Source organism: Nakamurella flavida, assembly GCF_030811475.1.
Taxonomy (GTDB): Bacteria; Actinomycetota; Actinomycetes; order Mycobacteriales; family Nakamurellaceae; genus Nakamurella; species Nakamurella flavida.
Genome location: NZ_JAUSQV010000001.1, coordinates 1,214,532 through 1,239,158 on the forward strand (window position 1 = coordinate 1,214,532; position 24,627 = coordinate 1,239,158).

Genomic DNA, 24,627 nt, shown 5'->3' on the forward strand with positions numbered 1-24,627 from the left:
TCAGGAGTTCGGCGGACCCGGTCAGCGCTTCATGAACGAGGGGACGTCGACGTCGTCCTCGTCCACCGGGACCTGCCGGGTGCTGCCGTAGCGGCTGCCCACCGACTGCTGCTGCGGCGGGGTCTGCGCCGGCGGGTAGGCCGGCGCGGGCGGCTGCTGGGAGTAGCTCGGGGCCGGGGCGCGGGGCGCCTCGTACGCCGGGGCGGCCGGCTGCTGCGGCGGGGCGGACGCCTGACGCGGCGCGGAGGCATACGACGGCGCCGACTGGCTCGGCTGCGCCGACTGGTACGGGCTGGCCTGGGGGGCCGGCGCCGGAGCGGGCTGCCGGGCGGTCCGATGGTCGACCGTCGGCGGGAGGATCTGCGGGGTGGAGTCGAAGCCGGCGGCGATGACCGTCACCCGGACCTCGTCGCCCAGCGAATCGTCGATGACCGTACCGAAGATGATGTTGGCCTCTTCGTGCGCGGACTCCTGGACCAGCGTGGCGGCCTCGTTGATCTCGAACAGACCGAGATCGCTGCCGCCGGCGATGGAGAGCAGCACGCCGTGCGCCCCGTCCATGGAGGCCTCCAGCAGCGGCGAGTTGATCGCCTTCTGGGCGGCCTGGATGGCGCGGCCCTCGCCGCGGGCGGAACCGATGCCCATGAGGGCGGTGCCGGCGCCGGCCATGACCGACTTGACGTCGGCGAAGTCGACGTTGATCAGGCCGGGGGTGGTGATCAGGTCGGTGATGCCCTGGACGCCGTTGAGCAGCACCTCGTCGGCGGACCGGAACGCGTCCATCAACGAGACACCCATGTCGCCGAGCTGCAGCAGCCGGTCGTTCGGGATGACGATGAGGGTGTCGCACTCGTTGCGCAGCGCCTTGATGCCCTCTTCGGCCTGGTTCCCGCGCTTGCGGCCCTCGAAGTTGAACGGCCGGGTGACCACGCCGATGGTGAGCGCGCCGAGCCGGCGGGCGATCGACGCGACGACGGGCGCGCCACCGGTCCCGGTGCCACCGCCCTCGCCCGCGGTCACGAAGACCATGTCGGCGCCCTTGAGCACCTCCTCGATCTCCTCGCGGTGGTCCTCGGCGGCCTTGCGGCCGACCTCCGGGTTCGCGCCGGCGCCGAGGCCACGGGTGAGCTCGCGGCCGACGTCGAGCTTGACGTCGGCGTCGCTCATCAGCAGGGCCTGGGCGTCGGTGTTCACGGCGATGAACTCGACCCCGCGCAGGCCGACCTCGATCATGCGGTTGATGGCGTTCACGCCGCCGCCGCCGATCCCGACGACCTTGATCACGGCGAGGTAGTTGTGCGGAGGGGTCATCCCCTGGGCCCTTTCTGGAGGTCCTGCTGGCTGGCTGGTGCTGTGCTGACTGCTGGTGCTGTGCTGGTCCGGCTGGTGCTGACTGCTGGTGTGGTGCTGGTGGTGCCCGACGTGCGTGGTGCTGGCGACTGCTCCGGCGTGTCGCGAACTCTCGACCTCAACCAGACGGTTATAGTTATGTCAACCAGTGCTGGACTGAAGGTAGGTCCGGGGGCGGCGCACCACGCGGAGGCGCGCCGGTGTTTCCCGCGCGTCGTGCCGCGTGACCGCGCCCACACCACCGGCCGCATCCCGGATGCTCGCCCGGCCGTGGCGGGGATCCGGGCCGCCTGTGAGGATCGGGCCGGACCGGACCGGCACGACCCGCGGGGAGCAGTCATGCGCGCACTGATCAACTCGACCTACATCACCCTCGACGGCGTCATCGCCGAGCCGTCGTGGACGGGTCCCTACTTCGACGAGGACGCCGCCGAGTACGCCGGGGCGCAGACCGGCGAGGCCGACGCCCTGCTGATGGGCCGGGTCACCTACGACGGCATGTCGGCGGCCTGGCCGGCGCGCGGTGACGATCCGACCACGGGGGGCGCCTACTTCAACTCGGTGCGCAAGTACGTCGCGTCCAGGACGCTGACCGATCCGGAGTGGAACAACACCGAGGTCCTGCAGGGCGACCTGATCAGCGCGGTCCGCGCACTCAAGGCGCAGGACGGCGCCGACATCCTGCAGTACGGGTACGGCTCGGTGACCGCGCAGCTCGTCGCCGCGGGCCTGGTCGACGAGGTGCGGTTCTGGATCCACCCGCTCCTGCAGGGCGGCGACTCGCTGACCACTCCCCTGCCGAAGGCCGCCATGGCCTTCACCCTGCTGCGCACCACCCTGCTGACCAGCGGGGTGATCGTCGCGGCCTACCGGCCGGCCACCGCGCCACTGCCGTCCGACGACGAGTGAGCAGCCGGGCGGTCGGTCACGTCCTGGTCGGGGTGGGCCTGGGATGGGTGGTGGTGGACCGCGTGCTGCGGCGCGTGGTGCCCGCGCAGTGGGGCGGACCGAACATCGGCGGTGGCTTCATCCTGCTGGTCTCCTCCGCCGCCGTGGCGATCGGTGCGGTGCTGGTCGCCGCCGCGCTCGTCGACGGACTCGTCCGGCGGCGCACCGGTCTCCGTGTGCCCGCGCGCTCCCGCCGGCCGTGGCTGCCGTGGTGGGTGAACGGTCTGCTGCTCGCCGCCGTCCTGCTCGGGCCGACGATCCTGCCCGTCCGGGCGAACGCCGCGACGGGCGGTCAGCTGAGGACGACGGGGGATGCCGCCGGCGCACCCGTCCTGGTGCTGGAGACCACCCCGCCCGCGCCGTCGACCGCCAGCACCACCGTCGACCCGCTGGACCTCCCGGACGGCTGGACGTCCACCGCGGCGACCCTGCCGTACTCGCGCGATCCCACGGTGCTGCACCTCCCGTCCGGACGGGGCCTGCAGAACAGCCTGCGCCAGGTGAGCTTCACCCGGGATTCCCTCGCCGGGCCGGCCCCGGACACGGTCCAGTACTCCGCGTTCGACACCGATGCCCAGGGCACGGTGGACCGACGGATGGCGCAAGAAGCGTTCCCCTGGTTCGTGTGTGATCCGCTGCCGGCTTGACCGCGCTCAGCCGACCGGCAGACGGTCCTCGACCGGCGCGGCCGGCGGGGTGGCGACATCCGAGCGGCGGTGGCGGACGGTGAGGGCGGTCGCGGCACCGACCAGGACGAGCACTCCGGCACCGCCGGCGAACCACCACCAGCGCGGCCCGTCTCCCATGACCGCGGCAGCATCCCCACCGGATGCGCCGGCCGCGGCGGCCTGGGCGGCGTCGGCCGCCGCGCCCGCGGGGAGCTGGTCGGAGTCCGACGCACACACCAGGGGCGGTTGATCGGCCGCCAGGGCCGCACACGCCACGCCGGCCAGCCGGAGTTCTCCCGCCGCAGGGGCGCCCACGGTGGCCACGACCCGGGCCGTGAAGACCTCTGACGCCGCCAGATCCTGTTGCCAGACAACGGTTCCGCCGTCCTGCACGCCGTCCTGGTCCGCGGACACGAACGTCGTCCCGGTCGGCAGCAGCTGGCTGATCCGCAGGCCCGCCACGGCGTCGGTGCCCAGGTTGGTCACCGTGACGGTGTACGCGAGCTGGTCCCCCTCGGCGGCGGTGTCACGACCGTCGTCCACGGCGATGCTGAGCTGCGGGCCGGCGGGTGCCGGAGCTGCGGGTGCTGCGGGTGCTGCGGGCTCGGCAGCTGCGGACTCGGCAGCGACCGTGGTGCCGGCGGTGGCGGGTTCGGCCGAGGCTGCCGGCCCGATGAAGAGGGTGAAGCCCGTCAGGGCCAGCACGGCCGCGGCACACATCCCCGGGCGGACACCGCGACGGGATGTCCGACGCAGCCCGGGACGTGATGCCGGCGGGGGCGCCGGGTACCGGTCGTCGACCATCTCGATCCACCTCTCGTCGTCCTGCGCGCCGGTCCGGAGATCGACCCCCGTCCGGGTGTCTGCACTGTCCCCCAACGGGTGTCGGATCAGGGTGTGCCGCCCCCCCGCGATCGCCCGGCCACGGATCACGGCGCACCCACGATGTACTCCAGGGTGCCGGAGTAGGTGTCCTGGTCCACGAACGGGATGTCGACCCGGTAGTCGTTGCTCACCGCGTCACCACCCGGGGAGGCCGGGCCGGCCCGCTCGCCGACCACCACGGGGGTGTCGGCAGACAGAGACGCGAAGTCTCCGCCCTGGGCGGTGCCGCGGACACCGACCCGCCCGATCGGGATGGTGTCGGTGTTGCCGGGGGTGGTGCCGGTCAGCCGGTCACCCCGCGCCCGCACGGTCACCAGGTAACCGGTGGCGCTGTTGGTCAGCACCGTCATGACCACGGCGCCGTCCAGGGTGACCTGGCTGTCGGGCAGTCCGCGCAGGGTGATCGACGAGGTCAGTCCGGTCAGGGTGAGGAAACGGGCGGCGATCGGCGTGGACGTGACGCAACCCGCTTCGCTCCCGGTCACGCAGGTCGACCCGGTGGCGGTGGAGGTGACCCGATTGACCAGGACGGCCCCGTCATCGACATCGACCGGGACGTCGACGCTGTAGGTGACGACCACGGACGCGCCCACGGGCAGGGCTCCGTCCCACCGCAGATCGGTGCCGACGACGGTGACCGTGCCGACGGTCGCCGTGGCGTCACCTCGGTACCCGGCGTCGTCGAGCACCCCGGACAGGTCGTCGACGAGCTCGACGGCGGGATAGTCGGCCTGGCCGGTGTTGACGGCGGTCACCGTGTACCGCACGGCACCCCCGGCCACCGCGGCCGCCGTGTCCGCCGCCTTCGCGACGGTCAGCGCAGGCACGAGAACCGTGACCAGGGTGGAACATCCCGGGCTCGCCGCGGTCGGGCAGGTCGAGCCCGGGGAGGCCGAGGAAACCGCCGTGGCCATGGTCCGGTCACCGGCGGCGGGGAAGCGGGTGATCACCGAGTAGGTGATCGTGGCCGACTCTCCCACCCCGAGCGCGCCCGTCCAGGCCAGGGTGCCGTCGGCGAAGTCGACCGTGCCCGTGGTGGCGGTGGCGTCGTCGGCCCAGACGGCGTCGTCGAGAACGCCGGCGAGCGAATCGGTGACGGTGGCCGGCTCGTAACGGGTCTGCCCGGTGTTCGTCAGCCGCACCGTGTAGCGCACGGGCTGTCCGGCGGCCACGGCCGTGGCGTCGGCGAAGGTCTGGATGGTCAGCCCCGGTACCAGCACCAGCACCGTGGAGGAACAGCCGACGGCGGAGCCACCGGGCAGGCAGCTGCTGCCCGGCACCGTCGAGGTGACCACCGCGGTCAGGTTCTTGTCACCCGGGTCGGGGTCGAGCACGGTGACCGAGAAGGTCACCGTCGCACTGGCCCCGACGGGCAGGTCACCGGTCCAGGTCACGGCCGGCTCCGCGTAGCCGACCACTCCGGGCCCGGTCACCGTGGCGTCGCCGTTGTAGCTGGCGTCGGCCAGCAGACCGGCGAGCGACTCGGAGACGGCGGCTCCGGCGTAGGCCGTCTCCCCCGTGTTGGTGATCAGCAGCCTGTAGCCGACCACGCCGCCGGGGGTGGTCGTCGGTGCGCTCGGCGTGGTGGTGATGGTCAGGGCCGGGATCAGCACGGCAACGGCGACGGCACAGCGCGGGTCGACGCTGTCGAGGCGACAGGTGGATCCGGCGGCCGGGGCGAGGACGGACGCGGTGAGCACCCGGTCGCCCGGGACCGGGTCCGCGACCCGGGCCGCGAAGCCGATGACGACCTGGTCACCGGGGGCGAGACTGCCCGTCCAGACCAGTGTGTCGCCGTCCGCCTGCACGATCCCGACCGTGGCCGACAGCCCGTCCACCAGGGTCGCGTCGTCGAGCACACCGGCCAACGGCACGCTGACGGTGGTGCCGGAGTACGACGTCTGCCCGGTGTCGGTGATGCTCACCGTGAAAGCGACCTGCGAGCCGGGGGTGGTGGTGGCGACATCGGCGGTCAGGGCGACATCAAGCCCGGGGACCAGCACGGCGACCACCGACAGACAGGGAACGGTCTCGGTGCAGGTGCTGCCCGGCGCGGGCGAGCTCAGGGCGGTGGTCAGCGCGCGGTCGCCGGCGGCGGGGTCGGCGACCACCACGCGGTAGGTGATCACCGCGGTGGTGCCCACCGGGAGATCCCCGGTCCAGGTGAAGGTGGTGGCCCCGACGGTGACCTGTCCGACGGTGGCGGCGGGCGGCCCGTCCAGCGCGGCGGCGTCCAGGACTCCGGCCAGGTCGACGGTGGCCCGCGCCCCCAGGGCATTGGTCTGGCCGGTGTTGGCGATGGTGACGGTGTATCCGACCGCGTCACCGGGCTCGGTCGTCGTCCGGTCGGCCACCACCGACAGGACCAGGGCGGGGACCAGCACCGTCACCTCGTTGCTGCAGCTCGCGCCCGGGGCCCGGGAGGTGACCGGTGCGGTGGTTCCGGGAAGGACGGTGGGGCAGCTGCTGCCGAGTTCGTCGGAGACCACGCGGGTACGCAGGACCTTGCCGCCCAGGTCCGGGTTGTCCACCCGGACCGAGTAGGTGATCACCACGGACCCGCCGACGGCGAGGTCGCCGGTCCAGACCAGGGCGGCCGTGGCCGCGACCACCGTTCCGGAGCTGGCGACCGCGTCCCCCTGGTAGACCGCGTCACCGCTGATCCCGTCGAGCAGGGTCCGGACCTGGGCGCCGGTGTAGGGCGTCTGCCCGGAGTTGGTGATGGTGACCGTGTACCCCACCAGCGACCCCGGGGTGGTGGTGACGGTGTCGGCGGTCGTGGACAGCACGAGCGCGGGGGTCAGCACCGGCACGGACGTGACGCAGTCGGGGTCGGTCCCCGCGGGTGGGCAGTTGCTGCCCGGTACGTCCGTGGCGACCCGGGTGCCGACGACCTGGTTCGCCGGATCGGGGTTCTTCACGGTCACCGATCCGGTGACCGTGACCGTGGCGCCCAGAGGGACGTCACCGGTCCAGACGACCTGGCCGGAGCCCGGGACGATGATCAGGCTGCCGGACGAGGCGGTCGCGTCGCCGTTGTAGGTGGCGTCGTCCAGCGAGTCGACGAAGCTGTCGGTGAGGGTGACCCCGACATAGGGCACCTGACCGATGTTGGTGAAGGTGACCGTGGTCCGCACCACGCCGGTGGGCAGGGTGGTGCTGACGGCGGCGCGGTTGAGGATCCGCAGCCCGGCGATGGGCACGGAGGTGGCACAGCGTGGGTCGTCGTCGTCCGGGGTGCAGGTGCTGCCCTGGTTGGTCGACGTGAGGGCCTGGACCAGGCGGCGGTCGCCCGCGCCGGGCGGGCCGACGGTGACCGAGTAGATGACGGTCGCCGCCTCCCCCGGGGCCAGCGGGCCGGTCCAGGTGAGTGCGGCGGCGGTGACGGTCACCGCGCCGCTCGTGGCGGCGGCGTCCCCCGCATAGATGGCGTCGTCCAGGATCCCGGTCATCGGGGCGGTGAACCGGGCGGCCCGGTAGCTGGTCTGTCCGGTGTTGGTGGCGGTGAGGGTGTAGGTGACCACCGCCCCCGGCACCGTCGAGGACCGGTCGGCGGAGGCGGTGACGGTGAGCGCGGGCAGCAGGACGGTGACCGAGGTCAGACAGGCCGGGGTGCTGCTGCCGGGAGGGCAGGTGCTGCCGACCTCGGAGGACCGCACCATGCTGTAGAGGATCTTGTCGCCGACGGCCGGTCGGCGGACGGTCACCGAGTAGGTGATGGACGCCGTCGCCCCGACGGCGAGATCGCCGGTCCAGGTCAGGCGGGTGTCGGCGAAGGTGACCCGACCGCTGCTGGCCACCGCGTCGTTGTCGTAGGTGGCGTCGTCGAGCAGTCCGGCCAACGGGTTGGTGACCGTCGCCCCGGCGTACGGGGTCTGACCGGTGTTGGCGATGGTGATGGTGTAGCCGACCTGGCTGCCCGGGGTGGCCGTGGTGACCGACCCGGTGAGCGTCAGGGTCAGCCCCGGCAACAGCACCGGCAGGGCGGCGGTGCAGCGTGGGTCGGTCCCGGACCGCGGGCAGTTGCTGCCGGGCGCGTCGGTGACCAGGGTGCCGGTGAGCAGTTTGTTGCCCGGATCGGGGTTCTTGACCGTGAGGGTGCCGGTCACGGTCACCACACCGCCGACCGGGATGTTCCCGGACCAGGTGATGCCGGTGCCGTCGAGCGTCAGGCTGCCCGAGCTCGCCGTCTGGTCACCGGTGGGGACCGCGTCGTCCACGGTGTCCCCGCTGGGGCTGAAGATCGTGATGCCCGTGTAGGGGGCGCTGCCGGTGTTGGTGAAGGTGGCGGTCAGGTGCACGAGAGAGCCCGGGGTGGTGGAGGTCTCGAGGTAGTGCTGTTCGATCACCAGGCCCGCCACGGTCACCGTCTCGGTGCACCGGGGATCGGTACTCCCGGCCAGGCAGTTGTTGCTCGCCGACGGTGCCGTGGACGTGAGGGTGCCGCGAAGCACCTGGTCGCCGGTCGTGGTGGTGTGCACGGCGACCGAGTAGGTGACGGTCACGGTGCCGCCGACCGGCACCGATCCGGTCCACCGGACGTTGCCGCCGGTGGAAGAGGCCGTCCCGCTGCTGGCGGTCAGGTCACCGCGGTAGTCCGCGTCGTCCAGAACGCCGGCGAGCGGGTCGGTGAAGTCTGCGCCGCTGATGACCGAGTCGCTGGAGTTGACCGCGGTGACCGTGAACCGGACGACCGCCCCGGCCACCGTGCTGCGCACGTCGGCCGTCTTGGTCAGGGTCAGGGTGACCGCGTCGGTGACCACGACCGTTGCCGTGCACCGCGGGTCGGTGCTGCCGACGGCGCAGTTGCTCCCGGCCGAACCGGAGGACAGGGTGTTGAGCAGCAGCTTGTTCCCGGGATCGGGATTGCGGACCACCACCGGGTACGTCACGGTGGCGGACTGCCCGACGCCCAGTGCGCCGCTCCAGCTCAGCACGCCGCCGGCGAAGGACGTGGACCCCGCCGTGGCGGTCACCCGCGTCGGGTCGAAGGTGGCGTCGTCCAGCACGTCGGCCAACCGATCGTCGAACGAGGCGGCGCTGTACGGGATCTGGCCGGTGTTGGTCACGGTGAGGGTGTAGACGACCGTGCTGCCCAGGGTCGTGGTGCGCACGTCCGCGGTCTTGGTCATCGTGAGGGCCTGGGTCAGGACCAGGACGGTGACCTGGCAGCCGGCGCCGCCGCCGCCCGGTGGGCAACTGCTGCCGGTCGCCGTGGAGCTCACCGTGTTGACCATGGTCTTGTCCCCGGACGGGGTGACCGGCACGGTCACCGAATAGGTGATCACCGCACGGGCCCCGACAGCCAGGTCGCCGACCCAGGTCAGCACGGGTGCGGCGTAGCTCACGGTTCCCCCGGAGGCGACGGCGTCGTTGTTGTACGCGGCGTCGTCCAGGAGACCGACGAGGGAGTCACCGACGGTCGCCCCGGTGTAGGGGGTCTGTCCGGTGTTGTCCACCGTGACCGTGTAGGTCACGGACTGCCCCGGGCGGGCGGCCGTGGTGCTGGCCGTCTTGGTGATCGTCAGCTTCGGGATGACGATGTCGATCCGGTAGGTGCAGCGGGGATCGGTACTGCCGGGGCGGCAGTTGTTGCCCGGCGCGTCGGAGTAGATGGTCGCGGTGGCGATCTTGTTTCCGGGATCGGGGTCGCGCACGGTCCGCGTGATGGACACGGTGACCGAGCCGCCGACCGGGATGTCGCCGGTCCAGGTGATCGCGGTGTCGGTGCGGGCCAACTGACCGGAGGTGGCGGAGTCGTCTCCGGTGGCGTACACGTCGTCGGCGGAGTCCCCGCGGGGGTGGGTCACGGTGATGCCGAAGTACGGCACCGCGCCGGTGTTGGTGTACGTCGCCGGGATGTTGATCACCGACCCGGGCGTGGCGGTGGCACGGTCCTGGGTCCGGACGATGGTCAGCCGGGCCACCGGGACATCCGTCGTGCAGCGCAGGTCCGCGCTGCCCGCCCCACAGTTGTTCCCCCGCGCGGTCGACGTGGCCACGGTGGTGACGTGGTCGTCCCCGACGTCGGCGGCGTTGACGGTGAGGGAGTACCGCACGGTGGCGCTCGCTCCCACCGCCAGGTCACCGGTCCAGGTCAGGGTCGACCCGGTGACGGTGACGGACCCGGAGGTGGCGGTGGCATCCGAGTCGTACACGGCGTCGTCCAGGGCACGGGCCAGGGCATCGGTGACCGTGGCGCCGGTGTACGGGGTGGGCCCGGAATTGGTGACGACCAGGGTGGAGGTGACCGTCCCCCCGGGCACGGAGGTCGGGCTCCCGACGCTCTTGGTGATGGTGAGCGCGGGGACGAGCACGGTGACGGCAGCGGTGCACCGGGGGTCGGTGGTGCCGGCCGCGCAGTTGCTGCCCGGGGTGGTCGACATCAGGGTGCCGGTGATCAACTTGTCGCCCGGGTCGGGGTCCAGCACGGTGACCGAGTAGGTGACCACCGCCGACTCCCCCGGCTGCAACGCACCGGTCCACTCGACACCGTTCGTCGTGACGGTCACCGTGCCGGCGGAGGCGAGCGGGCCGGCGGTGATCCGGGCGTCACTCAGGACCTGGGCCAGCGGGTCGGTGAAGGAGGCGGCGCCGTAGGCGGCCTCGCCGGTGTTGACCACCCGGACGGTGTAGTCGATCCGGTCCCCCGGGGTCACGGTGGTCGCGGAGGCGGTCTTGGTCAGGGTCAGTCCGGGGATCAGGACAGTGGTTCGGCTGGTGCACGCGGCCGCGGTGCCGCCGGTCGGGCAGTTGCTCCCCGCCGCGTCGGAGGTGAGCACGGGCCGCAGCAGGCGGTTGCCCGTGTCCGGGTCCTTCACGGTCACGGACAGGGTGATGGTGGCCGTGGACCCGGGGGCCAGGTTCAAGGTCCAGATCGCGAACCCGTCGGGTCGGATCTGCAGATCGCCCGTGGTGACCCGCGAGTCGGCGTTGGGCGTCGCGTCGTCGAAGATGTCGTTCCGGTCCAGGGTGACGACGGCGCCGGTGTAGGGCGTCTGGCCGGTGTTGGCCACCGTGGCCCGGAACGACACGACCGATCCCGGGGTGGTGGTGGCGGTGTCCACGGTGGTGGTGATGGTCAGTCCGGGGATGAGGACCGGGACGCTGGTGGCACACCCGGCCGCGGTGCCGCCGGGTGGGCAGGAGCTGCCCGCCGCCGGCGAGCTGACCGCGCTGACCAACAGCTTGTCCCCGGTGTTCGGGGTGGCAACGGCGACCGAGTAGGTGATGGTGGCGGTGGCGCCGACGGCCAGGTTCCCGGTCCAGGTCAACCGCGGACCGGTGTACCCGACCGTCCCGCTGGAGGCGGCCGCGTCACCCTGGTACGTCGCGTCGTCCAGCACGCGGGTCAGGTCCACGGTGACCGCGGCGGGCAGGTAGGCAGTCTGCCCGGTGTTGGTCGCCGTCACCGTGTACCGGACGACCGAGCCGGGTGTGGTGCTGGCGGTGTCGGCGGCCTGGGTGATCGTCAGCGCGGGAACCAGGACCGAGACCGAGGTGGTGCACGCGGACCGGGTGCTGCCGACCGGGCAGGTGCTACCCGGTGCCGACGAGGAGGTGGTGGAGACCAACGTGCGGTTGGCCGTGTCCGGATCGCGCACCGTCACCGCGCCGGTGATGACCACCGACGCGCCGAGCGGGAGGTCGCCCGTCCAGGTCACCCGCCGACCGACGGGGTCGTAGGACACGGTGCCCGAGGGTGCGGTGAAGGTGCCGGTCAGGTCGGCGTCGTCGAGCACGTCGTCGAGGGCGATCGTGACACTCGCCCCGGTGTAGGCGGTCTGCCCGGTGTTGGCCGCCGTCGTCCGGTAGGTGACCACCGAGCCGGGGGTGGTGCTGGTGACATCGGTGGTCGTGGAAACGGCGAGGGCCGGCACGAGGACGGTGACCACCGGGGAACACTGGGCCGCGCCGCCGCCCGCGGGGCACGTGCTGCCCGCCGTCGGCGAGACCACCGCGCCGGTCAGCGACCGGTTGCCGGCGACCGGATCGTTGACGCGCACGGAATAGGTGATGGTGGTACTCGCCCCGACGGGCAGCGCGCCGGTCCAGGACAGGGTGGAACCGGAGACGCTCAGCGAGCCCGTGGTGGCCGACCCGTCGACGAGGTACGTGGCGTCGTCGAGCACCCCGGCCAGGTCATCGGTGAGATCGGCCGTGCCGTAGGCGGTCTGGCCCGTGTTCGTCACGTCGATGCGGTACCGCACGGTACCGCCGGGGGTCGTGGTGGCGACGTCCGCCGTCTTCACGATGTTCAGGCCGGCGACCGTGACCGTCGCGGTGCAGCGGGGGTCGGCGGCGCCGGTCGCGCAGTTCGTGCCCAGGGTCGGCGAGGTGACCGCGGCGGTGAGCACCTTGTCGCCGACGTCGGGATTGCTCACCCGGGCCGAGAAGGTCACCGTCACCGTCGCGCCCGCGGCCAGGTTGCCGGTCCAGGTCAGGGTGGGGGCCGCGTACCCGAGGGTGCCCGCGCTCGCCGTGGAGGTCAGGTACGTGGCGTCGTCGAGCACGGCGGACAGGGAGGTGCGGACCTGCACCCCGGTGAACGCCGTCGAGCTGGTGTTGGCGATGGTCTGCGTCCAGGTCACCGTGGCGCCGGGCGTGGTGCTCGCGGAGTCCGCCGTGGTGGTGATGACCAGCGGGCCGGGCGTGACGGTCACCGTGTAGGGGCGGGAGGCGGTCTGCCCGAAGGCGTCGGTGACGGCGAGGGTGAACGTCGAGGAACCCGCCGTCGTCGGCGTGCCGGTGAGCTGCCCGGTCGAGCTGTTCAGGGTGAGTCCGGTCGGCAGCGACCCGGCCGTCAGGGCCCAGCTGAAGGGGGCGGTGCCGCCGGTGACGGTGAACGTCGTCGAGTAGGCCACCCCGACCTGGCCGGACGGGGGCGGCGTCGCGGGCAGCGTCGGCTGTGCGGCGATGGCGAGGGTGACCGTGCGGGACGCGGTCTGCGCGAACCCGTCGGTCACCCGCACCGTGACGGTGCTGCTGCCGGCCGCCGTCGGGGTGCCCCGGACCGTGCCGGTCGCCGGGTCGAGGGTCAACCCGGCCGGCAGCGATCCGGCGGTGATGTCCCAGGAGAACGGGCCGGTACCGCCGGAGACGGTGGGCTGCTGGCTGTACGCGACGCCGACCTCGCCGCCCGCCGGGGCGAAGGTGACGGTCGGTGCGGCCCCGATCACCAGGGTGACCGCGCGGCTCGCGGTCTGCCCGCTGGCGTCGGTGACCTGGACGGTGACCGGGAAGGATCCGGCGGCGGTCGGGGTGCCGGCCAGCCGCCCGGTCGCCGCGGCCAGGTTGATCCCGGCCGGCAGGGTGCCGCTGCTGATCGCCCAGGTGAACGGGGAGGTCCCGTTGTCCACCGTGAGCTGCTGGGCGTAGGCCACCCCGACCTCACCGGCCGGCACCGAGGTGAACGGCAGGCTGGGCGACCGGTTCGGCGTGACGGCGCTCGAGCGGGCCGAGGGCGGTCCGGTTCCGGCGGCGTTCTGCGCGGCCACGGTGAACGTGTAGGCCGTCCCCGGGGTGAGGCCGGTGATCGTCCGGGTGGTGGTCGTGGCGTCGAAGCCGACCGCGGGCTGGGCCACGTTCCCGATGTACGGGGTGATGACGTACCCGCTGATCGGACTGCCGTTCGCGGCCGGTGTCGTCCAGGTCAGCGTGGCCTGCCCGGTGCCGGCCGTGGCCGCGGTGACGGTCGGCGTGGAGGGCAGGTCGTAGGGCACCACCGCGGCCGAGGCCGGGCTGGCCGCCGATGTGCCGTAGGCGTTGGTGGCCGTGACGGTGAAGGTGTACGAACTGCCGGCGGTGAGGCCGGTCAGCGTCCGGGTGGTCGTCGAGGCGTCGACGACCACCTGCGTCTGGGCCACACCGGCCCGGAACGGGGTGATCGAGTACCCGGTGATCGGGCTGCCGTTGTCGGCGGGCGCCACCCAGGTGACCGTGGCACTGGTGGTCCCGGCCGTCGCGGTGGGTGTGGACACCGCGACGGGCTTGTCGGCGTAGGTGTATCCCCCACTTCCGGAGACCCCGTTCGTCACGACGGTGACCGTCACGGCGGCCGCGGCGGCTCGTGCGGGCATCGAGGCGATGACCAGGGAGTTTCCGCTCACGGTGAAGCACCGCGTGGTCACCGTCGACGAGCACGGCACGAGGGTCACCGGAGTGCCGGCCTGCTGCTCTGCCGTGGTGCCGATCTCGATCGCTGTGGCGGACGTGATGTTGCTGCCGGTCACGGTGACGGAGCCCCCTCCGGCGATCGGCCCGATCACCGGGCTGACGGCGATCCCACCGGGGGCGGCCGGTAGCGGCCCCGCGGTCGGGGTCGCGCTGGCCGGGTTGCCGTCGGTGGAGGACACCGTGGTCGTCGAGGTGGCGATGGTGGCGGACGTCACCGACGCCGAGGTCACCACGGCGTTGATCGTGACCGGAGGCAGGCTGGTCCCAGCGGGGAAGGAAGTGGCGCTGGTGGTGCAGGTGACGCTCTGGCCGGACGGTGCCTGACACACCCAGCCGCTGCCCGCGGCACTCACCGGTCGGATGCCGGTCGGGACACTCTGGGTCACCGAGATCGCGGCCCCCTCGTCCGCCCCGGTCTGCACACCGGCCGTCGCGACATAGGTGACGGGCCCGCCCGGGCTGGGCGAAGCGGCCGCGTAGCTGGTGGTGCTCACCCGGAGCTGGGGCACCGGGTTGAAGGTCAGCACCCGGACGTTGGCGGCTTCGTGGAAGTCGTTGGACCCACCGGTCGAGCCGATGAAGCCGAAGGCCAACTGCCGCGGAACACCCGCCGAGGACAACCAACTGGTGGATGGGTACAAGGTGGAGGGGACCGAGGGCAGGGTGCCCGTGAGCGTGCGCGCGGTGGTCGCACCGGCCGGCGTGAGGATGACCTTGTAGGTCCCGGCCGCCGCGCTCTGCCCGGTCTCGGAGACGAACGTGGTGGCAGTGGGGTTGATCAGGACCTGCACGGGCACGGCCGACGCGGCTCGAGTCGAAGCGCGCAGTGCCACCTTGGATGCCGCGGTGCCGTCGTAGGTGGAGGTGAGTGGGCAGTAGCCGGTCGACGCGTTGCCCGGGCCGCGGACCACCACGGCGTTGGAGACCTGCGCGGAGATGGTGCTGGGCGGAGTGCATCCACTGCCGGAGAAGCTCGGGCTGCTGTAGTTGCCGTACACATCCAATCCGATGCCCAGATAGGCGTTCGACAGTCCGGCCAACGACCCGAACGGGCTGTACCCCAGGGAGCCGCCGCCCGGTCCGATGGCCGTCGGGACCGCCGGGTTGGCCGGGTCGACGGCGGCCAGGACGAAGGTCATGCCGTCTGCCGCATTACCGCCGTACTGATAGGTGGTGAAGGTGACGTCCAGGCCGTTGGACGTCGGGAAGCTGGCCGCGCCGAACACCCCGCCGATCTGATTGCCCGTGGCGGCCGTCAGGCGGAGTCTGCCGTTGCCCTGCGCATCGGTGCTGGTGGGACAGCTCAGCAGCGGTCCGGTCGTGGTGTTGCCGGCCGCACTCAGGCAGGCCGAGTTCGTTCCGCCGACGGGTTTCGGGACGGTCAGCGTGCCGGTGCCGTCGACGGTGTTGTTGGCGAACGAGTTCTGGAACAGCACGGTGCCGGTGATGGCCGCGGACGCGGCGGTGACCGGCACCACCGTGAGCAGGGCACCGAGCAGCACCACGACCAGAACCGGGACGAGGACGCGGGTGGTGGCGCCGTCCGCCCGTGCGGGCCTAGGCATCTCCCCGTCCGGAATGTCCCTGTCCTGCGCTCGCCAGGGCGGTGGCGGCCCGGTGCACGGAGGCGCGGTACCGGCGGCGCCACACGAGGACGATCAGCACCACCAGCGCGATGCCGCCGAGCACCGCGGCGATGAGCGGCAGCGGCAGCACGATGACCTGGATGGAGGCGGTCTGCACCCGCCCGTCGGCGTTGACGAAGGTCAGACTGGGATGGCAGATGCAGGCCAGGGGCGGGTCCCAGGTGGTGCTCACGGTACGGTCGGCACCACGGACGACGGTGAAGTCGGGGAACCCGGGGGTGGACCCGGCACCGCCGAGGGTCAGCGAGGTGGATCCCCGGAAGTCGCGGTGCACCGTACCGGTATTGAGTAGATCGGCGGTCACGGTCACCGGGCCGCCGATGGCGAACGCCGGCCCGTCCAGGTTGGCCAGACGCACCGAGTCGTCCTCGTCGCCCGGCACGGTGACGTACACCGGGGTGGCGATGCCCCGGTCGATCTTGACGTTGCCGCCGGTCGCGGTGGACGGGACGAGGAAGACCAGGCCGACCTGGTGGTCGCCCGGCTCGGCACCCTCGGGCATCGTCATCGTGGCGGTGACGATCTGGCTCCCGCCCGGCGGGAGGTCGAACTCGGTGGGGCTCACCGTCACCCAGTCGCTCGCCGAGAAGTCCGAGCCCTGGGTGAAGACCATGGACCCGTCGGCGGCACCGGTGAAGTCCCGCTTGTCGACCTGGACGCGGGCACCGAGGTTGCCCCGGTTGACCACGAGCACCTCCTTGGCCACACCGACGTCCTGACTGGTGAGCGCCATGCGGGGCGGACTGATGCCCAGCGAGAAGTCCTCACCCGACGGGGAGAAGGTGGCGGACGGCGCGGCGGGGGCGGTGGTGGTGACCGGGGCAGAGGGACGCGCCGAGGCGCCGGGGGCGGTGGGCCCTGCGGCCGGTGTCGCCGCGGGTGCGGAGGTCGGCCGACCCGTCCCGGCCGACACGGCCGGGACGACGGCGGCGGCCTGCAACACGCCCACGAGCAGCACGACGACACCGACCCGGGCGATCAGCCCGGGTCGGTGTCCCCGTCGACGCGGCGCGTCCCCCACTGTCACAGGGCGGTGGCCACGTAGGTCAGCGTGCCGGAGTAGGTGTCCTCGTTGACCAGCGGGATGATCACCGAGTAGTCGGTCGACAGGTTGTCGCCACCGGGCGCCGAGCGGAGGCCCTGGTTGTGCACCTCGAGCGGGACGGTGTCGCTCAACGGACCACCCGCGACGGTGCCGTCGTCCGCGGTGATGAGACTGACGGGGACGACGTCCGGGTTCGCCGATTGGTCGGCCGGCAGGAGGTTGGGGGCGGTGGCGATGACCGTCACCGAGTACCCACCCGGGTTGTTGGTCTCCACGGTGTAGTTGACCGTTGCCGTCGCCAGCTGGTCGGACGGACCGGCCAGGGTGAACGTCGGCGTCAGACCGGACAGGATGATGATCCCGTCGACCTGGACGTTGGCCTGCGTGTCCTGGGTGTTGGACACGTCGCCGGGGGCGGCCGAGGCCACCGCGGCGGACCCGAGGACCAGCGCCGCCGCGGCGGACCCGACGACGGCGGTGCGCAGGAGGGAACGGACGGTGGGGGCAGCCGAGAAGAGGGAAGACATACCTGGGAGTCCTTAGGAAAGGAGGGAAAGGAAGGATGTGATGATTCGGTGAAACATGTGCGGAATGACCTCGCACCGGAACCCTAACGGACCGCCCGACGCAGCGAAATACCCGTCAATCTGCGCCAGGAATGTTGATCACCGGACTTCTTCACGCATGGTGAGAATGCCGGACGCCCTCCGCCCCGCCGGTCCCCCGAAGGCATGGTTCCCGAGCAGGATCTCACTCTGGGTGGAGGATCCCGGGTACGGGGTGTTCCTGGGTGAAGGTCCGAACGGCGGGAATCCAGCCGAACGTGGCGCCCCCGGACGCGGTCGAGCGCGTCGATCACCAGCCGTGCCCGGCGATACCGGTCGGGCACCGGGGGCCCGCCGGCACTCCCCGGACGGCCCGGTCGCCCGGCCGTGGGTCCGACGGGTCAGCGCACCGTGACCAGGGTGGGGTCGGAGACGTCGAGGACGGTGCCGTCCTGCTGCAGCAGGGCGGGCAGCACCTCGATCTTGCGGGCCGTCTGCGTGGCGTCCGCGGCATCGCCCCAGACCACGGTGCGACCGTCGGCCAGACGGAGGGTCACGTCGAACGCGGTCCGCGCAGCCACCGCGGCGACCTGGGTACGCAGTCCGTCGGGTAGGGCCTGGGCCACCGTCAGGGCGGCGACCGTCGCCGGGTCGCCGGCGCCGGGGGTGGCCAGCTCGACGACGGGCAGCCCGGCCGGAGCGGCATCCACCGGGACGTAGGGATCACCGGCCGCGTCCATCAACCACCAGCTGCCGTTCGCCTGGGTGACCGCGACGGGCACCCGGGCGACGACCTGGACGTCCAACGCGTGCGGCCAACCGCGGCTGACCTGCACGGAGGCCACCGAGGGCACATCGGCGACCCGGGCGGAGACCGCGTCGAGGTCGATCCGGGCCAGCGGGGTGCCGGCCGTGACATCCACCGCCGCCTGCACCTGGGCCCGGACGTCGTCCTGCACGCCGGACACCTGCACGGTCCGCAGACCCAGCAGCGGCGTCCACCACACCGTCACGAAACCGCCGATCAGCACGACGACGGCCAGCACCATGCCCACGATCCACGGCCAGCGGCGGGGCGGCCGGACCACTCGTCGCGGCCGCGTCGGGGGCGCCTGGTCGACCTGCTCCCCGCCCCGGGAAGCTGCGGCGCCGGTGTCGTCGTCGACATCCGGGTGGTCCGCACCGTCGGCCCGGTCGGCGAGAGGTGTTGCCGTGCGGTCGATCCGGTCCGGGTCCGGATCCTGCGACGCGTCGTCGGCAGTGTCCGTCACGTCCGTCGGTCGCATCCGGAGCGAGCGGCCCCGTCGCCGCGGGGATCCGCCGCGACGGGCACCGCCGGGGGTCGACCGGGTGGGGGTGCTCATCGGTCCTCCAGCAGGGCCAGCAGATCGGGGCCGAGCGAGGTGATGTCACCGGCGCCCATGGTGATCACCAGGTCGCGGGCGTGCAGCAGGGGCAGCACCCGGGCGGCCGCGGTGGCGCGATCTGCGTGGAACACCACCTGCACAGCCCGGTCGGCCGTCGGGACGTGCTGCGCGACAAGCGCTCCCGTGACGCCGGGGACGGGTTCCTCACGGGCGCCGTAGACATCGAGCAGCACGACCACGTCGGCCTCGCCCAGCGCGTCCCCGAACTCGGCGGCGAAGGCGGCCGTCCGGGAGTACAGGTGCGGCTGAAACACCACGACCAGCCGCCCGTCGGCGGGGACGATCTCCCGCGCCGCCCGGATCTGGGCACGCACCTCGGTCGGATGGTGGGCGTAGTCGTCGTAGACCTCGACGCCGTCGGCCGAGCCCTTGCGTTCGAACCGTCGGCGCACACCCCCGTACCCGGAGAGCCCCCGGGCCAGCGCCACCGGATCCGCACCCAGCTCCACGCCGGCGGCCAGCGCTGCGGCCGCGTTCAGCAGCATGTGTTCGCCGGGTACCGGCAGGGTGACGTCGAAGGCCCGGCCGTCGGCCAACGAGATGGTCGCCGCGGCACCGAGTGTCGACGGGCGGGTGATGCGCACGTCCGGCCCCCCGCTCCCACCGTCCGGAGTGACCCCGTCCCCGGTGTTGGCCCAGCCGTAGGTGACGATCCGGCCGAGTCGGGCGCGACCGGCGAGGGCGGCACTGCCGGCGTCCTCGGCGCAGGCGACCAGGAACCCGCCGGGCAGGATCCGGTCGACGAAGGCGTCGAACACCGCCTGGTAGGCCTCGGCGGTGCCGTGGTGGTCGAGGTGGTCCGGCTCGAGGTTGGTGACGATCGCGCCGTGCGGGGCGAACGACAGGAACGACCCGTCGGACTCGTCGGCCTCGGCGACGAACACGTCACCGCCGCCGCCGTGTGCGTGCCTGGAGCCGGCGATGGCCGTGTTCAGCTCCCCACCGATCGCGAAGGACGGGTCGAGTCCGGCCTCGCGCAGCGCGACGGTCAGCATCGAGGTGGTGGACGTCTTCCCGTGGGTGCCGGCCACGCACACGCTGCGCCGATCCGCCATGAGCGCGGCGAGGGCCTCGGCCCGGCGGACCACCGGGATGCCCCGCTCCCGCGCGGCGAGCACCTCCGGGTTGTCCGGCCGCACCGCGGTGGACACCACCACGGCGGTCGGACCACCGGGCAGGGCGTCGAGCTGGGCACCGTCGTGGCCGACGAACCCGATGACGCCCCGGTCCCGCAGATCCTGCAGCACCAAGGATTCCCGGGCGTCCGAGCCGGCGACCGGCAGTCCGCGCTCGGCGAGCATGCCGGCGATGCCGCTCATCCCGGCGCCGCCCACCCCGACGAGGAAGGCGCGGGCCAGTGAGGCCCCGGTCGAGGTGACGGGGGCGGCGTCCCCGTCCGGAGTCCGGTCGCTCATCGGCGGCGCTTCCGGCCGGCCGCCGCGGACAGCACCATCTCGACCAGGGCGCCGTCGGCGGGATGCGCGGCAGCGGTGCCCGCGGCCGACGTCATCGCGGCACGGCGGACCGGATCGGTGAGCAACGGGAGGACCTGCCTCTCGATCGCGGCCACGTCGAGGTCCGCGTCCTCGATGAGCACCGCGGCGCCCGCGTCGAGCTGGGCGGCCGCGTTCAGGCGCTGCTCGCCGTTGCCGTGCGGCAGGGGGACGTAGACCGCGGGCAGGCCGACGGCGCCGATCTCGGCGACGCTCATCGCGCCGGAACGGGCCAGCACCAGATCGGCCGCCGCGTAGGCCAGATCCATCCGGTCGAGGTACGGGACCGCCACGTACGGCGGTGTGCCGGCCACCGGGTCGGGCAGGGTGATCGCGTTCTTCCGGCCATGGGCGTGCAGGACGCCGACCCCGGCGGCGGCCAGGGCCGTGGCCGCACCGGACACGGCGGAGTTGATCCGCGCCGCACCCTGGGATCCCCCGAAGACCAGCAGCGTGGGGGCGTCCGGGTCCAGGCCGAAGGCGGCCCTGGCCTCCGCCCGCAGGGCGGCGCGATCCAGCCCGGACAGGGTGGCGCGCACCGGGTTGCCGACGACCTGCGCGCCGGGCAGACCGGATCCGGGGACGGCGGCACCCACCGCGGCCGCGAACCGGGCGCCGATCTTGTTGGCCAACCCGGCCCGGGCGTTGGCCTCGTGCACCACGATCGGCACCCGCCCCCGGGCGGCCAGATAGGCCGGCAGGGCGACGTACCCGCCGAACCCGACGACCACGTCCACGTCCCGGACGCGGAGCACCTCACGTGTCGCCCGTACCGCCCCGCGCAGCCGCCACGGCAGGGTCAGCAGATCGGCACTGGGCCTGCGGGGCAACGGCACCGCGGGGATGAGGTCGAGCTCGTACCCGCGCGCCGGGACCAGGGTGGTCTCCAGACCCCGGGCGGTGCCCAGGGCCGCCACCCGGATCGACGGATCGTGGGCGCGGAGGGCGTCGGCGACGGCCAATGCGGGTTCGATGTGGCCGGCGGTCCCGCCGCCGGCCAGCAGCACGCTCGTCATCGGGTGCGGTCCGTGCGGGCGGACGGGCGAACCGGCCGGCGTTCGGGCCGCTGCTGCGGGAGGCGCTCGGTCTCGGCCCGGGAGCCGACCGTGCCCCGGGACGCCGGCGGCCGGCCGGCGGATGCCGGACGGCTCCGGGGGTCCCGGGCCCCGGTGTCCCGGAGCTGCGTCGACGGCCGGCGCAGACCGGTCTGCCGGGTGTCGACCGCGGTCGCGCGGCCGCCGTCCGACCGGGCGGGGACCGGCCGAGCCGGGGTCGAGCGGGGCGCGGGTGCGGCCGGCGACGCGGCGGTGGCCCCCACGGAACGGGCGGCTGCCGGAGCCTTGCCCTTCCGCAGCGCCCGGTCGCGGCGACGCTGCACCCGGCGGGCGCGCAGGGCGGCGGCGCCGTCCGGACGCATGCCGAGGAAGCGGGCGAGGCGGCCGCCGTCGCCGGCGTTGGTGGCGACCACGGCCTCCGGCTCGCGCCGGGCGAAGTTCGCCAGCAACCCGAAGACGAGCATGGTGATGATCAACGAGGTGCCACCGACGGAGATCATGGGCAACGGGATGCCCGTGACGGGCAGCAGGCCGATGACGTAGCCGATGTTGATCGCCGCCTGCCCGACCAGCCAGACGGTGGCCGCGGACGCGGTGATCTTCACGAAGGGGTCCACGTTGCGCCGCGCGATCCGCAGGCCGGTGTAGGCGAGCAGCCCGAACAGCAGGAGCAGCAGGCCGGCGCCGATCAGGCCGAGCTCCTCCCCCACGATGGCGAAGATGAAGTCGGAGTCGGCGTTGGGCAAATAGCTCCACTTGGCCCGGGACTGCCCGAGCCCGACACCGAACCAGCCGCCGTTGCCCAGGCCGTACAGGCTCTGTCGCAGCTGGTACCCGGCGTCCCCGGCGGTCTCCGGGTCCAGGAACGCGGTGACCCGCGCCAGCCGGTAGGGCGCCGCGAGGGCCAGCCCGACGAGCCCGGCGACACCGACTCCGGCGACCACACCGAACAGCCAGCCCGGGGCGCCGGCGAAGTACAGGACGGCCAGGAAGACGATGCTCAGCGCGACGGTGGTACCCAGGTCGGGCTGGGCCATCAGCAGGGCGGCCATCAGCAGGAACACCGGCAGCACGGGCACGAGCAGGGCCTTGACCGAGCCCAGCGTGTTGCGCCGGGAGGCCAACACGTGCGCAGCCCACAGCAGCAGGGCCAGCTTGCCGATCTCGGCGGGCTGGAACTGGAACCCACCCACCGCGATCCAGCTGCGCGCACCGAACTTCAGCGAGCCGATCCCCGGGACGAGCACGGCGACCAGCAGCAGCAGGGACCCGATGACCGCCCAGGTGGAGATACCGCGCATCCAGCGCACCGGCAGGTACTGGGTGAGGAAGAAGCCGAGCAGGCCGATGGCGGCGTACGTCGCCTGGTTCTGGAAGATCGAGAACGAGGACCCGAGCCGCTCGAAGGCCGACACCGACGAGGACGACAGCACCATCAGCAGGCCGAAGCCGAGGAGCAGTGCGAAGACGGCCAGGATCAGGTGCAGCGAGGTCATCGGCCGGTCGAGCCACTCGACACCGGCACGCAGGGCCGTGCGGCTGCCGCCGCGCACGCGGGCGAACAGGCCGGCGCGGGCGCCGGCGGACGCGCGCGGGCGGACCGGCCGCGCGCCGACCCGCGACCCGCCGGGACCGGTGGTGTCGTTGCCTGCGTCTTCGGTGCCGTGGGTGCTGCGGGACGGGTCGTCGTCCAGCACGAACCCCGGAGCCGTGGCGCCGTCGTCATCACCGACGGCGGAACCGGCGGAGCGGCGGGCGGCGGGCGAGTCGGGGCCGTGATCGGCCGGGCTCGGCCCGCTCACCGGCGCTTGCCCCGCCGGCCGCCCTGGTCGGTGGCCCGCGCCGAACCGGACCGCTGCGAGCCGGTCTGCTGCGCGCCGGCCTGCTGCGCGTCGGACTGCTGCGCGTCGGACCGGTCGGCATCGCCGGGCTGCTCGGGATCGAGGAACACCGGGGCGGCGACGGGACCGTCGGGCAGCGCCTGCGCGGCGGCGGAGAACGCGTTCCCCCGGTCGGCGTAGGAGGAGAACATGTCCAACGACGCCGCGGCCGGAGCCAGCACCACCGTGTCGTCGGACCCTGCCAGGGCCGCCGCCTGCCGCACCACCGTTGTCATCACGCCATCGTCGGTGCCGGGAACGGCCCGGACGGGGACATCGGGGGCGTGTCGGGAAAGTGCGGCCGCGAGCACAGGAGCGTCGACGCCGAGGAGCACCACACCGGCCAATCGGTCACGCACGGCGATCACCAGATCGTCGACCGAGGCGCCCTTGAGCTGGCCGCCGGCGATCCACACCACCCGGGGGTAGGACAGCAGGCTCGCCGCCGCCGCGTGGGGGTTGGTGGCCTTGGAGTCGTCCACCCAGTCGACGCCGGCCCGCCGGCACACCAGCACGTTGCGGTGCCCGCCGGGCACGAACGCCCGCAGACCGCGGGCCACCTCGTCGGGGGTCGCCCCGACGGTGAGGGCCAGGGCCGCGGCCGCCATCGCGTTGGTGACGTTGTGCGGGCCCGGCGGCCGGACGTCGGCCACCGCGAACAGCTCGCGGCCCGCCGCCCCACCGACCGCCCGGTCGACGACCGTGCCGTCCACGACGCCGATCTGCCCCGGCTCGGGTGCGGCGGCGGTGACCCCGATCCAGCGGGCCGCGGGCGCGTCCCGCAGCAGGGCGGCCGCACCCGGATCGTCGAGGACCGCGACGGCCCAGTCGCCGGTCAGCACACGCGCCTTGGCCTGGCCGTACGCCTGCATCGAGCCGTGCCAGTCGAGGTGGTCCTCGGCGACGTTCAGCACGACCCCCGCGGTCGGCCGCAGGGTCGGCGCCGAGTGGAGCTGGAAGCTGGACAACTCGGCGGCGATGACCTGCTGGGCGGGATCGGTGGCCGCGACGGCCTCGACCGCGGGCCAGCCGATGTTGCCGCACGCGGTGACCGTGCGACCGGCGGCGCGGAGGATGGATTCGAGCATGCCGGTGGTGGTGGTCTTGCCGTTGGTCCCGGTGACCGCGAGCCAGGGGCGGGGGTCACCGAGGCGACCGGAGCGGTCCAGCCGCCAGGCCAGTTCCACCTCGCCGATCACCTCGATGCCACGGGCCGCGGCGTTCAGCAGCACCGGGGTGGAGGGCCGGAGCCCGGGTGAGGCCACGACGATGGAGACCCCGTCCGGGACGGCGGTGAGGCCCTGCTCCCAACGGACGCCGGGCGCCTCGTCGAGCCACGGCGGGGCGTCGTGGTCGCCGGTGAGCACGACGTCGGCCAGTCCGCGCAGGGCGTGCACGACGGCGCGACCGGTCACACCGGCTCCGGCGACCAACACCGTGACCCGGGTGTCCGCAACGGCCGGGTCGGCGGTGGGGTCGGATGTGGGCTCGGGGGCGGGCTCGGTCATC

Annotated in this window: 12 protein-coding genes; 2 read left to right on the top strand and 10 right to left on the bottom strand. The window is 73.1% G+C overall.

The genetic code is table 11. The annotated features are described in order from the left end of the window. Window positions 1-21: 21 nt before the first annotated feature. Window positions 22-1,311, bottom strand: a complete 1,290-nt coding sequence (gene ftsZ / locus J2S58_RS05425; RefSeq protein ID WP_205257613.1) for a cell division protein FtsZ — start codon at window positions 1,309-1,311, stop codon at window positions 22-24. A 378-nt stretch (window positions 1,312-1,689) separates the two neighbouring features. Here ftsZ and J2S58_RS05430 point away from each other — a divergent pair, with 378 nt between their 5' ends. Further along, window positions 1,690-2,259: a dihydrofolate reductase family protein gene (locus J2S58_RS05430; protein ID WP_205257614.1), complete on the top strand. Its 570-nt coding sequence runs from the start codon at window positions 1,690-1,692 to the stop codon at window positions 2,257-2,259. Beyond that, complete coding sequence (locus tag J2S58_RS05435; RefSeq protein WP_205257615.1) at window positions 2,256-2,945, top strand: hypothetical protein; 690 nt, start codon at window positions 2,256-2,258, stop codon at window positions 2,943-2,945. Before J2S58_RS05430 ends, J2S58_RS05435 begins: the two co-directional genes overlap by 4 nt. Window positions 2,946-2,951: 6 nt before the next feature. On the opposite strand, the gene J2S58_RS05440 is transcribed toward J2S58_RS05435, so the two are convergent. The 9 genes from J2S58_RS05440 to murD form a co-directional block, all read right to left on the bottom strand. Continuing rightward, a complete protein-coding gene (locus J2S58_RS05440; protein WP_205257616.1) occupies window positions 2,952-3,686 on the bottom strand; it encodes a DUF11 domain-containing protein in 735 nt (244 codons plus the stop codon). 209 nt (window positions 3,687-3,895) lie between these two features. Beyond that, window positions 3,896-15,592 (bottom strand): DUF7927 domain-containing protein, encoded by an 11,697-nt coding sequence (locus J2S58_RS05445; protein ID WP_205257617.1) that lies wholly within the window; start codon window positions 15,590-15,592, stop codon window positions 3,896-3,898. After that, a complete protein-coding gene (locus J2S58_RS05450; RefSeq protein WP_205257618.1) occupies window positions 15,585-16,631 on the bottom strand; it encodes a COG1361 family protein in 1,047 nt (348 codons plus the stop codon). The genes J2S58_RS05445 and J2S58_RS05450 overlap by 8 nt, the downstream gene beginning before the upstream one ends. Before the next feature lie 65 nt (window positions 16,632-16,696). Then, a complete protein-coding gene (locus tag J2S58_RS05455) occupies window positions 16,697-17,245 on the bottom strand; it encodes a hypothetical protein (RefSeq protein ID WP_205257619.1) in 549 nt (182 codons plus the stop codon). 419 nt (window positions 17,246-17,664) lie between these two features. Next, on the bottom strand, window positions 17,665-18,534 hold the full coding sequence (locus J2S58_RS05460; RefSeq protein ID WP_205257620.1) for a cell division protein FtsQ/DivIB: 870 nt from the start codon (window positions 18,532-18,534) through the stop codon (window positions 17,665-17,667). Between the two features lie 89 nt (window positions 18,535-18,623). Continuing rightward, on the bottom strand, window positions 18,624-20,105 hold the full coding sequence (murC, locus tag J2S58_RS05465) for a UDP-N-acetylmuramate--L-alanine ligase (RefSeq protein ID WP_205257621.1): 1,482 nt from the start codon (window positions 20,103-20,105) through the stop codon (window positions 18,624-18,626). Beyond that, the gene (gene murG / locus J2S58_RS05470; RefSeq protein WP_205257622.1) at window positions 20,102-21,199 is read right to left on the bottom strand and encodes an undecaprenyldiphospho-muramoylpentapeptide beta-N-acetylglucosaminyltransferase; all 1,098 of its coding nucleotides are present in this window, start codon (window positions 21,197-21,199) and stop codon (window positions 20,102-20,104) included. The genes murC and murG overlap by 4 nt, the downstream gene beginning before the upstream one ends. Further along, window positions 21,196-23,040 (bottom strand): putative lipid II flippase FtsW, encoded by a 1,845-nt coding sequence (gene ftsW / locus J2S58_RS05475; RefSeq protein ID WP_205257623.1) that lies wholly within the window; start codon window positions 23,038-23,040, stop codon window positions 21,196-21,198. Before ftsW ends, murG begins: the two co-directional genes overlap by 4 nt. Next, window positions 23,037-24,626 (bottom strand): UDP-N-acetylmuramoyl-L-alanine--D-glutamate ligase, encoded by a 1,590-nt coding sequence (gene murD, locus J2S58_RS05480; protein WP_205257624.1) that lies wholly within the window; start codon window positions 24,624-24,626, stop codon window positions 23,037-23,039. Before murD ends, ftsW begins: the two co-directional genes overlap by 4 nt. Window position 24,627: the final 1 nt, after the last annotated feature.

Excerpts from the sequence above, each read along its gene's own strand:
- J2S58_RS05455 (WP_205257619.1), bottom strand. The coding sequence starts at position 17,245 with ATGTCTTCCCTCTTCTCGGCTGCCCCCACCGTCCGTTCCCTCCTGCGC.
- ftsZ (WP_205257613.1), bottom strand. The coding sequence starts at position 1,311 with ATGACCCCTCCGCACAACTACCTCGCCGTGATCAAGGTCGTCGGGATC.
- J2S58_RS05430 (WP_205257614.1), top strand. The coding sequence starts at position 1,690 with ATGCGCGCACTGATCAACTCGACCTACATCACCCTCGACGGCGTCATC.
- J2S58_RS05440 (WP_205257616.1), bottom strand. The coding sequence starts at position 3,686 with ATGTGTGCCGCGGCCGTGCTGGCCCTGACGGGCTTCACCCTCTTCATC.
- murC (WP_205257621.1), bottom strand. The coding sequence starts at position 20,105 with ATGAGCGACCGGACTCCGGACGGGGACGCCGCCCCCGTCACCTCGACC.
- J2S58_RS05445 (WP_205257617.1), bottom strand. The coding sequence starts at position 15,592 with ATGCCTAGGCCCGCACGGGCGGACGGCGCCACCACCCGCGTCCTCGTC.
- murG (WP_205257622.1), bottom strand. The coding sequence starts at position 21,199 with ATGACGAGCGTGCTGCTGGCCGGCGGCGGGACCGCCGGCCACATCGAA.
- murD (WP_205257624.1), bottom strand. The coding sequence starts at position 24,626 with ATGACCGAGCCCGCCCCCGAGCCCACATCCGACCCCACCGCCGACCCG.